General features: G+C 68.7%; 12 protein-coding genes. 6 read left to right on the top strand and 6 right to left on the bottom strand.

What is annotated here, in order from left to right:
• Positions 1-235: 235 nt before the first annotated feature.
• Positions 236-1501: a glutamate-5-semialdehyde dehydrogenase gene (locus ACWEWT_RS30790; RefSeq protein WP_452564256.1), complete on the bottom strand. Its 1266-nt coding sequence runs from the start codon at positions 1499-1501 to the stop codon at positions 236-238.
• 64 nt (positions 1502-1565) lie between these two features.
• On the opposite strand from ACWEWT_RS30790, the gene ACWEWT_RS30795 reads away from it, so the two are divergent.
• Positions 1566-2450 (top strand): ribokinase, encoded by an 885-nt coding sequence (locus ACWEWT_RS30795; RefSeq protein ID WP_452564257.1) that lies wholly within the window; start codon positions 1566-1568, stop codon positions 2448-2450.
• Between the two features lie 205 nt (positions 2451-2655).
• Positions 2656-3873 (top strand): RtcB family protein, encoded by a 1218-nt coding sequence (locus ACWEWT_RS30800; protein ID WP_452564259.1) that lies wholly within the window; start codon positions 2656-2658, stop codon positions 3871-3873.
• A gap of 65 nt (positions 3874-3938) precedes the next feature.
• Here ACWEWT_RS30800 and ACWEWT_RS30805 read toward each other — a convergent pair whose 3' ends face one another.
• Positions 3939-4487 (bottom strand): hypothetical protein, encoded by a 549-nt coding sequence (locus ACWEWT_RS30805; protein ID WP_452564261.1) that lies wholly within the window; start codon positions 4485-4487, stop codon positions 3939-3941.
• A 336-nt stretch (positions 4488-4823) separates the two neighbouring features.
• Here ACWEWT_RS30805 and ACWEWT_RS30810 point away from each other — a divergent pair, with 336 nt between their 5' ends.
• Complete coding sequence (locus tag ACWEWT_RS30810; protein ID WP_452564263.1) at positions 4824-5345, top strand: DoxX family protein; 522 nt, start codon at positions 4824-4826, stop codon at positions 5343-5345.
• A gap of 61 nt (positions 5346-5406) precedes the next feature.
• On the opposite strand, the gene ACWEWT_RS30815 is transcribed toward ACWEWT_RS30810, so the two are convergent.
• Positions 5407-6162, bottom strand: a complete 756-nt coding sequence (locus ACWEWT_RS30815) for an SDR family oxidoreductase (RefSeq protein ID WP_452564265.1) — start codon at positions 6160-6162, stop codon at positions 5407-5409.
• 103 nt (positions 6163-6265) lie between these two features.
• On the opposite strand from ACWEWT_RS30815, the gene ACWEWT_RS30820 reads away from it, so the two are divergent.
• Entirely contained in the window at positions 6266-7138 is an 873-nt protein-coding gene (locus ACWEWT_RS30820; protein ID WP_452564267.1) for a helix-turn-helix transcriptional regulator, read from the top strand.
• A 30-nt stretch (positions 7139-7168) separates the two neighbouring features.
• On the opposite strand, the gene ACWEWT_RS30825 is transcribed toward ACWEWT_RS30820, so the two are convergent.
• On the bottom strand, positions 7169-8125 hold the full coding sequence (locus ACWEWT_RS30825; RefSeq protein ID WP_452564268.1) for a hypothetical protein: 957 nt from the start codon (positions 8123-8125) through the stop codon (positions 7169-7171).
• 399 nt (positions 8126-8524) lie between these two features.
• Here ACWEWT_RS30825 and ligD point away from each other — a divergent pair, with 399 nt between their 5' ends.
• Positions 8525-9487, top strand: coding sequence for a non-homologous end-joining DNA ligase (ligD, locus tag ACWEWT_RS30830; RefSeq protein WP_452564270.1), 963 nt, complete (start codon positions 8525-8527; stop codon positions 9485-9487).
• 29 nt (positions 9488-9516) lie between these two features.
• Here ligD and ACWEWT_RS30835 read toward each other — a convergent pair whose 3' ends face one another.
• Positions 9517-10269 carry an isocitrate lyase/PEP mutase family protein gene (locus ACWEWT_RS30835; RefSeq protein ID WP_452564272.1) on the bottom strand — a complete coding sequence of 251 codons (753 nt, stop codon included), beginning with the start codon at positions 10267-10269 and terminating at the stop codon, positions 9517-9519.
• Between the two features lie 98 nt (positions 10270-10367).
• On the opposite strand from ACWEWT_RS30835, the gene ACWEWT_RS30840 reads away from it, so the two are divergent.
• The gene (locus tag ACWEWT_RS30840; RefSeq protein ID WP_452564324.1) at positions 10368-11153 is read left to right on the top strand and encodes a Pr6Pr family membrane protein; all 786 of its coding nucleotides are present in this window, start codon (positions 10368-10370) and stop codon (positions 11151-11153) included.
• Here the strand turns inward: ACWEWT_RS30840 and ACWEWT_RS30845 are convergent.
• On the bottom strand, positions 11077-13206 hold the full coding sequence (locus ACWEWT_RS30845) for a RecQ family ATP-dependent DNA helicase (RefSeq protein ID WP_452564274.1): 2130 nt from the start codon (positions 13204-13206) through the stop codon (positions 11077-11079). The genes ACWEWT_RS30840 and ACWEWT_RS30845 overlap by 77 nt on opposite strands.
• Positions 13207-13222: the final 16 nt, after the last annotated feature.

A 13222-nucleotide genomic window follows, 5' to 3' on the forward strand; every position in this document is an offset into this window, starting at 1 on the left:
GTTCTTCACTCCGGCGCTCAGTCGCTGCGCTCCTTCGCTCTGTCGCTCCAGAACCGGGGCGGGCCCCACCGGCGGATGTGGACCATTCGTCGGTGGGATTCGGGTGAGGGGGGTGGTGGGGTGATCTATCTGCCGGAGTGCCTTGGACCCCGAGCCGGTCGAGGAGGTGCTGACCGTGATCAAGGGGCTCGCCCGTTCGGGGGTTCGCCGAACCGCGACGACCACTACGAGATCCTCAGGTCGGGCGGATCTGGCCCGAGCCCTGGACCACCCATTTCGACGAGGTGAGTTCCGGCAAGCCCATCGGACCGCGGGCGTGCAGCTTCTGGGTGGAGATACCGATCTCCGCGCCGAAACCGAACTGCTCGCCGTCGGTGAAAGCCGTGGAGGCGTTCACCATGACCGCCGCCGCGTCCACCCGGCGCGAGAATTCGTCGGCCGCCGCCAGTTCACCGGTGACGATGGCCTCCGTATGCCCGGTGCCCCACGTGTTGATGTGCTCGATCGCGGTATCCAGATCGTCGACGATCTTCACCGCGATATCGAGGGTGAGGTACTCCTCGCCCCAGTCCTTGTCGGTGGCCGGGATCATGCCGTCGAGGTCGCCGTGCAGGGTGACGCCCTTGTCGGCGAGGGCCTTGCTCAGCCGCGGTAGCGCGGTATCGGCGATGGCCGCGTCGATGAGCACCGTTTCGGCGGCGTTGCACACACTGGGGCGACGGGTCTTGGCGTTGATCAGGATCCGCTCGGCCATATCCAGATCGGCGCCGGAATGTACGTAGACGTGGCAGTTGCCGGTACCGGTCTCGATAGTGGGGACCCGGGCGTCCCGTACCACCGCGTTGATCAGGCCCGCGCCGCCCCGGGGAATCACCACATCCACCAGGCCCCGGGCCTGGATCAGATGGGTCACACTGGAGCGATCCGAACTCGGCAGCAGCTGGACCGCGTCGGCGGGTATCCCGACCCCGGTCAGTGCCTCCCGCATCACGGCCACCAGCGCCGCGTTCGACCGGGCGGCCGACGACGAGCCGCGCAACAGCGCCGCGTTCCCGGACTTCAGCGCCAGCCCGAACGCGTCGACGGTGACATTGGGCCGCGCCTCGTAGACCATGCCGACCACACCGAGCGGCACCCGGATCTGCCGGATCTCGAGCCCGTTCGGCAGTGTCGATCCGCGTTCGACGACTCCCACCGGATCGGGCAGCCCGGCCACCTGGCGCAGACCCGAGGCGATACCGTCGATCCGGTCCGCGGTCAGCCGCAGCCGATCCAGCAGCGAATCCTCGGTTCCGGCCGCTTTCGCCGCGACGAGATCCTCGCCGTTGGCCTCCAGGACGGTGCCGGCGGCAGCCAGCAGCGCGTCCGCCGCGGCGTGCAGCGCCTCGTTCTTCTGTGCGGTGGTGAGCTGTGCGAGCACACGGGAAGCGACCCGGGCCCGGCGGGCGGCCTCGTGCACGGCCGCGCGCATATCGAACTCAGCGGTGGTCTCTACCGTCATGTCGTACAGCCTACGCACCGGGAAAATCGGTTCTACCGGCGCTCATCGCGCTAGGTTTCTCTCCGTGACCACTCCCCTGATCGCTGTCCTCGGCAGTATCAACATGGACCTGGTGACCACGACCGATCGCCGTCCCGACCCGGGCGAGACCGTCCTGGGCCGCGGCTTCGCGATGGTCCCCGGCGGCAAGGGCGCCAACCAGGCCGTAGCGGCCGGCCGGGCCGGCGGCCGGGTCTTGTTCCTGGGCGCGATCGGTACCGATGTGTTCGCCGCGCGGCTGCGGACGGTCCTGACCGGGGCGGGGGTCGATACCACCGGATTGCGCACGCTGGCGGGCCCCAGCGGGATCGCCTCGATCGTGGTCGACTCGGCCGGGGAGAACTCGATCATCGTGACCGGCGGGGCCAATGCCGGGTTCACCGGCCTGACCGCCGCCGACCGTGCCGCGATCGCCGCCGCCGATATTCTGCTCTGCCAGCTCGAGGTCCCGATCCCGACCGTCGCGGAAGCGATACGGCACGCTCGGGCCAACGGGACCACCGTCATTCTGAATCCCTCACCGGCACAGCACCTCTCCGCGGAAGTGTGGAGCCACGTCGATGTGGCGGTCGTGAACCGCGGTGAGGCCGAGGAGCTGGACGGCGCCCTCGACCGAGTGCCGCATGTCGTGGTCACGCTCGGGGCGGACGGGGCCCGTCACCGCGGACCGGACGGCGCGGAGACGACGGCGGCCGGGCTCTCCGTAGATGTCGTCGACACCACCGGCGCGGGCGACACCTTCGCCGGAGCCCTGGCCGTGCGCTGGTCACAGGGCCCGGCCGCGGCCTTGCGTTTCGCCTGCGCCGCGGGTGCGCTGGCCACCACCGTGCTCGGCGCCAGCGCCGCCATTCCGTCCCGCTCCGAGATCGAGGCCGCGCTGTCCGCCGGTTCGGGCGGCACGTGCGGTTGAGGCATAGGGCCGAGTCGATTCCACACCCGCACATCGGCCACCGATCCCGATATCCCCCGGCACACCGGCCGGTCTCCCGGCTCGTAACCGCCGGGGTCCGAGCCGGTCCGGCCCGTAAATAATTCGAATGCCATTCCTCGCCCGGCGGCCTAACGTGAATTCCGGCGGCGGATAACGGTCCGCCCCGAATGGAAGGATCGCGACAATGTTTCCCGTCGAGCTGTCCGGTACCCGGGCACGGACGTTGATGTGGGCCCACGAGCAAGAAATCGATGCGGCGGCGCTGCAACAGCTACGCAATATCGCCCGGCTGGAATGGGTCCACGGCGTCCGGGTCATGCCGGATGTGCACCTCGGGAAAGGCGCCACGGTCGGCTCGGTGATCGCCATGCGCGATGCCGTGGCACCGGCGGCTGTCGGGGTGGATATCGGCTGCGGTATGGAGAGTGTGCGCACCGACCTCACCGCCGCCGACCTGCCCGACGACCTGCGCGCGTTGCGGTCCGCCATCGAGTCGGCGGTGCCGGTCGGATTCGCCGCCCACCAGCACGCCGTCTCGGTGAACAAACTCGCACCCGGGCCGTCCGGGGTCGCCACCGCCACCCTGCGCACCGGCTGGGACCGGTTCTGGTCGGCGTTCGGCGATCTGGACGACGCCGTCGCGCCACGGGAATCCAAGGCGCATAAGCAGATGGGCTCCCTGGGTGGCGGCAACCATTTCATCGAGATATGCCTGGACCAGGACGATCAGGTATGGGTCCTGCTGCATTCGGGAAGCCGCAATATCGGCAAGGAAATCGCCGAGCGGCATATGACCGTGGCGCGCAAACTGCCGCACAACCAGAACCTGGTCGATCGCGATCTGGCGGTATTCCTGGCGAATACGCCGGAAATGGCGGCCTACCGTCACGATCTGACCTGGGCCCAGGAATACGCGGCGCGAAATCGCGCGGTCATGCTGGCGCTGGTGTGCCAATCGGTGCGGGAACAGTTCCCGACCCGGGAGGTGCGATTCGATACGCCTATTTCTTGTCACCACAACTACGTGGCCGAGGAGAATATCGACGGCGTTCCCATGCTGGTGACCCGTAAGGGCGCGGTGCGGGCGGGTGCCGGCGATATGGCGCTCATCCCGGGTTCGATGGGGACCCGTTCCTACGTGGTGCGCGGTAAGGGCAATCCCGAGTCGTTCCAGTCCGCGTCGCACGGCGCGGGTCGCCGGATGAGCCGTAATGCGGCCAAGCGGCAGTTCAGTGTGGCCGATCTGATCGCCCAGACCGAGGGCGTGGAGTCGCGCAAGGACGCGGGTGTGGTGGACGAGATCCCGGCCGCGTACAAGAACATCGACGATGTGATCGACGCCCAGCGCGACCTGGTCGATGTGGTGGCGACACTGCGTCAGGTGCTGTGCGTGAAGGGCTGAGACAGCGGTAACCTCGGGTGCCGGGCGGTTTTCGACCGTCCGGCATCGCTCCGAGTCGGGCGCCCTCAGCCGGGCAGTCGACGGCGGCGCAGTGCGGTGATGATTCCGATCCCCGCCAGCAGGACACCGACCATCAGCACCAACCCGCTGGACAGCCAGGTGTGTAGCGCCCGGGCCGGGTCGGCGGGGAGTACGGGCACCGCGGAGATCAGCCGGTAGGTCTCCCGGGGCGCCGCGATCTGCACAGCGGCCGGGATGATTCCCCACACCAGCCCGGCGCTCACGCCTGCCGCGGGTTCGTACATCGCGAGTCCGGCCACCGCCAGCAGCAGCACTGCCGCGAGTATCGATTGCGCGGGAGTCAGCCAGCGATCTCCGGTATCCCACCAGCGCCCGCCGGTCACCGCGCCGTTGGCGGCGATACCGATCGCCACCGGCGTGATCACGAGCGCGAGCAGCGATAACAACACAGAGCGCCGCCATCTGCGCGGCGCGTTCGCCTGCCCGGGTGCGTCCCGGCCGACCTGTCGCGACTCCGCGGCCCCCGTTCCCGATCGCGTGTCGACAGCTGCCTGCCCCGCCGCGTCCGCGGGCTGTTCGACTCCAGCGGTCATAGGTAATCCTCCGGGTCAGTCGACGGGCTACGGCCGTTCCGCGCGCCGCACGATGCACCGCACACCCTCGCATACCGAGGTTCGCCGACTTCTACGCCGGTCGACGGACCAGGTCGTCAACCGGCGGAGAACATTCGGCCGACAACATGTGCCGCTCCCGCCCTCCGCACCGGTGGACCGAAAGCGTCGAGTCCACGGCGGCCCGCGGCATTGTCCCCGAACTTGCCATTGACTAGTTATCGGTCGATGCATACTCTGGATTTGTTATCAGTCGATAACCACAAGCTGCTCGGCGCCGAGCGGCCGGACACTCCACTTCCGCTCCGGAGGAACCGCATGTTCGACACCCTGCTGCTGTTCGTGGTCCCCACCATGGTCCTGCGCCTGCTGGGCCTGATCGGCGTCCGCCGGTTCGCGACCTGGCGAATCAGCGCCGCCCATGGGCTGGCCTTGCTGTTCACCATGACCGGGATCGCGCATTTCGCGCCCGATTCGGTCACCGTGATGCCCAGCCACAACGATCTGACGGCCATGGTGCCGTCCTTCGTCCCGTTCGCGGATTTCGCCGTATACGCCACCGGCGTACTGGAACTGGCCGGCGCGGTGGGACTCGTGGTGGCGGGTACCCGCCGCTGGGCCGCGATCGGGCTCGCGGCGCTGCTGGTGATCATGATCCCGGCCAATATCCACGCGGCGCTCGACGATATTCCGCTGAACGGCGAGGCCGCCACGCCCCTGTGGTTCCGGATTCCGGAGCAGGTCGTGTACTTCACCCTGGCCCTGTGGGTCGGCGGAGCACTGCCCGCGATCCGGCGCAATCGCACCACCACCGCGACACCCGTGCCCGCAGTGCACTGAGATCGCCGGTGGATCGGTCCCGTCGCTCCCGCCGTTCGGTAGCGACGGGATCCGCGAATACTCAGCCCTGTTGCGTCGGCACCAGGATCAATTCGGCCACATTGAGCCGGACCGGTACCGAGGTCGCGAACGCGATCGCTTCCGCGATATCCCCCGGCTCCAGGACCGTGATCTCGGTACGCCACCGCTCCAGCTGGGCCCGCTGCTCCGCCCCCTGCATACCCGCACCGAGTTCGGTGGCGACGAAACCGGGTTCGACATTCTTCACCCGGACCCCGCGGGGTCCGAATTCGGCTCGCAGGTTACGGGTCAGATGTGCCACCGCGGCCTTGGTCGCGGTGTACACGGCGTATTCGGGGAAGACGGCGTGGCCACCGACCGAACCCACCAGCACCAGATCGGCGCGGCGACCGGCACCCGCGGCAGCCAATAGATCGTCGATGAACTCCCTGGCCGTGTACAGCAACCCGGTCACATTGGTCCCCACCATCTGGTCCCATTCGCCGACCTCGGCGGCTTCGAACGGCGCGCCCAGCATCACCCCCGCGTTCGCCACCACCAGATCGACCGGTCCCAGCGCGGCCCGTACCGTGGCGGCCGCATCGCGCACCGAATCCCGGTCGGCGATATCGGCGACGACGGCGATCGCGTCCCCGCCGATCTCGGCGGCCAGCTCCGCTATGCGCTCCTTGCGCCGACCCAGCAGGGCGACCCTGGCCCCGTCCGCAGCGAGACGACGCGCCGTCGCGGCGCCGATCCCGCTGGAAGCCCCGGTGACCACAGCTACCCGGTCGTTCGTTTTCTCGTTGTACGTCATGTCCACAACATTCGGCCCGGATCGGCCGCGCTACCAGGTCGCGGACTTCCTGGTAGTCGCAGGGCCAGTCAGCCGGACCCACCCGCCTCCTACCCTGGAGACCATGGATTCGGACAACCGCCTCGGCAGCTTCCTGCGCGCTCGTCGCGAACTGGTCCGCCCGGCGGATTTCGGGCTGCCCGGTGGCGGTCAGCGGCGCGTCGCGGGGCTGCGCCGCGAGGAGATCGCCCTGCTCGCGGGAGTGAGCGCGGACTATTACATCCGGCTGGAGCAGGGCCGCGACAAACACCCTTCGGAACAGGTGATCACCGCCTTGGCCCGGGTGTTCTCCCTCGACGACGAAGCCACCGCACACCTGCGGGAACTCGCCCGGCCGGCCCCGACGCGACCCAAACGCCCCCGCCGGCCGGAGCGTGTGGCGCCGGGACTGCTGCGGCTGATGGACCTGTGGGAGCGGACCCCGGCCCTCGTCCTGGGCCGTAGCCTGGACGTCCTGGCGGCGAATCCGCTGGCTGTCGCGGTGAACGCCTGCTCGGTTCCCGGGATCAACCAGGTGCGGATGATCTTCCTCGATCCACAGGCACGGCAGATCTATCCCGAATGGTCCTCGATCGCCGCCGATACGGTGGCGAGCCTGCGGGCCGCGGCCGGCACCGACCTCGACGATCCACGGTTGACCGAACTCGTCGGCGAACTCTCGCTCAAGAGCGAGGAATTCCGGCAGCTGTGGGCACGCCACGATGTGCGGACCAAAACCTCCGGGGTGAAACGATTCCACCACGAGATGGTCGGCGAACTGACCCTCACCTACGAAAGCTTCACCGTGAACGGCGCCCACGGACAGACCCTCTTCGTCTACCACGCCGAACCCGGTTCACCGTCGGAGCGGTCGCTGTCGCTGCTGGGCAGCCTGACCGTCGACGCGGGCACCGACCCACGACCTCGGCCCGCTGCCGCCCACCACGACGGTCGGTGAGTCGCGCGCAAAGGACAGATCCCGAGTTTTCTACCGCATCGGTATCTCCGATTCCTGGAGGAGACCATGGCGGGACCATCGCCGGATATCCGGCCATTCGGCGCCAGTGATCATCCCATTGTTCCGGATCTCCGCCAGTCGGGCCAACGCCCCGTCGATGGCCGTATCGCTCAGCTGGAGATCCTCGAGCGCCGCGCGCAGTTCTCTCGGATCCACGGCTTTTACGCCGCGCATGATGTCGTCGTCGAGTTCGCGATTGTGAAATGCCTTCACGAAATCGGATCGGATCCCGGCCCCGGGGTCCGGCGCCTCGGGGAATGCGAGCCCGTGATCGATCGCGACTATCTCACCGCTCGGACTCGTCAGATAGTTGTCCCAGTGCCGATCGGTATTCGCCATCACGTAGTCGAGTACCGCCATCTGCTGTCGTTCGGTACGCGAGTAGGACAGGATGGAAACGCCCCGGGTCGACTGCGCCCATTGCTGTATCGAACCAGGTCCGTAGGGTCCATCGATCAGCGCGGTCGGCGGGACACGACCGAAACCCAGCAGCCGGTCGAGGCGATAGGCCGCCACTTCACGGGCCGCCAGGGCCCCCGGCTCCGCGGGAATCCCCAGTCGCCGATGCTTTTCACCCCGATTCGGCTTGTAGATGTAGCGCTCCGCACCGGATCGCAAGTCGTAGAACGGATGGGGTTCACCGCTTGCACCCACCGGACGGCGGCCGTACGCCACGGTATTCGCCGGATGCTCCAATTCCACATTGCGCAGCGCGACCTCGGCCGCGGGGGGCCGATACCGCGGCACCCGGGCAGCGGTCGCCGACTGTACGGGTCGGCCACGCGTGAGATTGATCTGACCGGCGCATTCGCTGTCCACCACCGCGTGATGCCGTACCTGGACGAGCACATCACGGGTGTTCGTATAGAAGCAGCCCACACCGGCGGTCAGCGTGTCCGTGACACCGCGGGCCCGCGCAGTGACCATATCGAGAACACCGGGAACACCGGACGCCCCCCTCATCCACGCCCACGGCGCGAGTCGGACCCGCGCGGCACAGCCTGCCGGTACCTCGGCGCCGCAACGCGGATCTCATCGTGTTGTTTCCGAGAAAGACCTATCACCGCCACTGACCCGCAATATCCGGAACCCCATATGCCCGGTTCAGCCGAAAGTAGCATGTCCCCAGCAGCGGGTCGGGTAGTACGCGATCGCCCCGGACCGATAGCGGCGGCGAACGGAAGCTCCAGCTCCGGGGAAGCCGGCGCGATGGTTGTCGACCAACTGCAGCAGGGATCGGTAACGGTCCGTAGGTTCCGACTCGGAATGTATGTCACCCCGGCGTATCGCCCAACCGGTGCCGACATCGACGGCTATGGTCTGATCATGAGCGGCGGCGCGGGAGCGGCGGTGGAACTCACAGTCGGGGACCGCCGGGTGCGGATCTCCAACCCCGACCGGGTGTACTTCCCCGAGTCCGGCACGACCAAACTCGATCTGGTGCAGTACTACCTGAGTGTGGGCGACGGGATCGTCAACGCGCTGCGGGAGCGGCCCTGCATGCTGCACCGGTTCCCGAAGGGGCTGCCGGGCGGGAAAGTCCACCAGAAGCGGGTTCCCTCGGGAGCGCCGGACTGGGTGTCCACCGTGCGGGTGTATTTTCCGCGGTACGGCCGGTATGCCGACGAACTCTGCGTCGGTGAACTGGCCGAAGTCGTCTGGGCGGTCCAGATGTCCACCGTCGAATTCCATCCCTGGAATTCCCGCCGGGCCGATACCGAGCGCCCGGACGAATGGCGGATCGACCTCGACCCCATGCCCGACTGCCCCTGGTCCCGGGTGCAGCGGGTGGCCGGCGTGGTCCGGGAAGTGCTGGACGAGATCGGCGCGGTCGGCTGGCCGAAGACCTCGGGCGGCACCGGATTGCACGTATATGTACGTATCGCGCCCGAGTACGGTTTCCAGCAGGTGCGCCGCGCCGCACTGGCCTTCGCCGAAGAAGTCCGCCGCCGGGCTCCCGACGAGGTGACCACCACCTGGTGGCGACGCGACCGCGATCCGGCGCAGTTGTTCATCGACTACAACCAGAATGCCCGCGACCATACGATCGCGGCCGCGTATTCGGTCCGCGGGAATCCGGCGGCGACGGTATCGACCCCGGTCGGCTGGGACGAGATCGGCGATATCCACCCCCGCGATTTCACCATCGCCACCGTTCCCGAACGGTATCGCCGCCTCGGCGATCTGCACGCGGGTATCGACGACGCGGTCTTCGATCCGACCCGGCTGATCGACTGGGCCGACCGCGACGAGGTGGATCTCGACGAGGGCCCCGGCCCGGAGTCCTGACGGCCGGGGTGTCCTTCAGGCGAGCGGGCTCACCGCCACGGTTCGAGCAGCCGTTTCGCCTCCGCGCCGAGCGCGTTCTGCAGGAACGGCCCGAAGCTCACGCGCGCCGCGCCCGCTTCGGCGAAGTACGCCTTGTCGCCCTGCTCCGGCAGGGTGACCGCGTTGACCGGCAACGGCAGTTCGGCGCACAGCCGGCGCAGCACCTCCGGCCCGAACCGGCCGACCGGGTACAGCACATCGGCACCCGCCGCGGCCGCCAGCCGCAACCGTTCGATCGCCGGGCCGGCCAGTTCGGCCGGATCGCCGCCCGGGGTGAGCAGCAGATCGGTACGGGCGTTCACGACCACGTGCACATCGGTGGCGTCGGCGGCCTGCCGCAGCCGGCCCACCAGGTCGGCGTGCTCCTGCGGCTCGCGCATCCGGCCGCCCTCTTTGTGCACCGTGTCCTCGAGGTTGAAGCCGACGGCCCCGGCTTGCAACAGGCCGTCGATGAGCGCGGCCGGCTCGACCCCGTATCCGGATTCGAGATCTACCGAGACCGGCACGTCCACCGCGGATGTGATCTCCCGGACCCGGCCGAGTACCTCGGCGAAGGCCATACCCTCCTGATCGGATTTGCCGACCGAGTTGGCGAGCGGATGGCTACCCACCGTGAGCGCCGGAAAACCGGCCTGCTGCACGAGATCCGCCGACCAGGCGTCCCAGACCGTGGGCAGGATCACCGGATCACCGGGGCGATGGAGGGCGAGGAACGCGGCAGCCTTTTCGGGCAATGTGGTCACCACACCGATCCTGCCGTACCCGGGCCCGGGTTCGTACCCCCTGTCGCGTGTCGCCCGCGGCGGCGCCGCCGTCGACGGCAGTATGTGCCGATGTGAACATGCGCAATCCGGTCGAGCGCGGCAGTGCGGTGGCTATCACCGCACGGGTCTGCCATCTCCTGATCTCCCTGGTCATCGCCGCCGCATTGGTGACGCAGCTGGTGCTGTTGTTCACCGGGGGCACAGACGCGAATTCCGGGCGCGCGGAACCGGATGCCGGTATCGGGACAGGGCTGGTCCGCCTGTTCAGCTACTTCACCATCCAGAGCAACCTCTTCGTACTGGTCACGTCGGTGGGGTCGGCGATCCGTCCCGATCGCGACGGCCGGCTCTGGCGGGTCGTCCGGCTGGACGGCCTGCTGGGCATTGTGATCACCGGTCTGGTCTTCGCGCTGGTCCTCGCCGACGAGGTACATCTCACCGGCGCGGCGTGGTGGGCGAATCTCGGATTCCACTACCTCGCGCCCTGGGGCGCGCTGGCCGTCTGGCTGGTGTTCGGGCCACGCCCACGGATCGACCGGGCCACGGTCGCCGCCGCGTTCGTCTGGCCGGTGGCCTGGATCGGATACACCTTCGCCCACGGCGCCGTGACGGACTGGTATCCGTATCCGTTCCTCGACGCCTCCCGGCAGGGGTACGCGACCGCGCTGGTCAACACCTTCTTCGTGGTCCTGCTCGCACTGGTGCTCGTCACCGTATTCGCACTGCTCGACCGGCTGCCGGCCGCCACGGGCCGGACCGGGCCGGAGCCCGCGCCGGGCGGGCGGCTCAGGCCGGGGTCGCCAGCGCGAACGGCAGCACAGCCGGGGCACCCGCCCGGCGCAGCGACCACGCGGCGACGGTGAAGGTCCAGCCGGTATCGGTGAGCGTGTCCACCAACAGGATCGGGCCGTCCACAGCGCCGAGGTCGGGGACCTCCCACGCATCGTGCAGGGCGGCGACCCGGTGGGCCGAATTCACGGCGGATACCGGCGGCCGGTCGGGACGGATGCGCAAGGTGCCCAGATCGCGGAGCCTGCCGATCTCGGCGAGACGCTCGGCCAGCGAACCGGTGAGCACCGGATGGGTGGACGATTCCAGCGCCAGGACCGCGGTCGGCCGGACGGCCCAGTCCCATTCCCGGAGTACGGGTATGCAGGCGTGGACCACCTCGTCGGGTACCGGGGCGTCGGGACCGTCCAGGACCGGGCGCAACCGCCGGCCCCAGCCGAGCGAATTCAACCGGCCCAGTACCCGCCCCGTCTCCGCGCCCCCGGTGATCTTGCCCGACAACTGCACACCGAGTTTCGCCATACCGGTCGGCCATTGTTTACGGGGTGCGAGGTCGATACCGGGCCGGTCGAGCCGAGCCCGGGTGGCATCGACGGCAGCGCTGTCGACCGTCGTCTCGCGGTGCTCGCCGGTGCAGTTGTCGCAGCGGCCGCAGGCGCCGGTACCGGGCGCGGCGGCGAGCAGGGCAGGATCGTCGAGCTGCCGCCGCAGGAACTCCATCCGGCAACCGTCGGTGACCTGGTAATCGAGCATCGCCTGCTGTTCGGCCGTGCGCGCGCCGTCCAGCCGTTCGTAGCGGTCGGCGTCGTAGAACCAGGGTTCCCCGGTACCCAGCCAGCCGCCGCGGACCCGGCGGACCGCGCCGTCGACATCGAGCACCTTCAGCACCATGTCCAGCCGGGAGCGATTGAGCTCGACCAGCGGCTCGAGGGCCGCGGTGGACTGCGGGCGCTCCCGGTCGAGTACTTCCAGAACGGAACGGACCACATGTTCGCGGGGGAACGCCACCGAGGCGAAGTAGCTCCAGATCCTGGTGTCCTCGGGACCGGGTAGCAGGACGACTTCGGCGCGTTCGGTGGCCCGACCGGCACGGCCGACCTGCTGGTAGTAGGAGATCGGAGAGGACGGCGCGCCCACATGGACCACGAAACCCAGATCGGGTTTGTCGAATCCCATCCCCAGCGCGGAGGTGGCGATCAGCGCTTTGACGTCGTTGTTCAGCAGGGCGGTCTCGAGCGTTTCCCGTTCGGCCGGATCGGTCTGTCCCGTATAGGCGGCGACCTTGTGCCCGTGCGAGTTCAGCACATCGGCCAGATCGTGGGCTCCGGCGACGGTCAGGGTGTACACGATTCCGGACCCCGGTAAGCGGTCCAGCTGACCGCTGAGCCAGGTGGTGCGTTCCACCGCGTCGTCGAACCGGACCACCGACAGGTGCAGTGAGGCACGATCGAGGTCGCCGCGCAGGACCAGGGTGTCGGTGCCGATCTGCCCGGCCACATCGGTCACCACCCGATCGTTCGCGGTGGCGGTGGTGGCCAGGACCGGCACCTCACTGCCGAGATCGGCGATCAGCGTCCGGATGCGGCGGTAGTCGGGGCGGAAATCGTGGCCCCAGTCGGAGACGCAGTGCGCTTCGTCGATCACCACCAGACCGGCGTCGGCGGCCAGCCGGGGCAGCACCTGATCGCGAAAATCCGGGTTGTTCAGCCGTTCCGGACTGACCAGCAGCACATCCACGGCACCGGCGGCCACCTGCTGATGGATCTCGTCCCATTCGGTGACGTTCCCGGAGTTGATGGTCGCCGCCACGACACCGGCCCGCTGGGCGGACGCGACCTGGTTGCGCATCAGGGCCAGGAGCGGCGAGACGATCACGGTGGGCCCGCGGCCCTCGGCACGCAGCAACTTCGCCGCGATGAAGTAGACCGCGGATTTACCCCATCCGGTGCGCTGCACCACCAGCGCGCGCCGCTTGTCGACCACCAGCGCTTCGATCGCGGTCCACTGGTCCTCCCGCAATCGCGCGTCCGGTCCGGCGAGCTCGCGCAGCAGCGCCTCCGCGTGCTCACGTAGTTCACCGGCGACTCCGCCGGCCCCGCCCATGGTGCTGCCCGGTGCTGTCGTCATGGCGCCCATCCTGCCG

The sequence above is a fragment of the Nocardia sp. NPDC003963 genome (assembly GCF_053605105.1).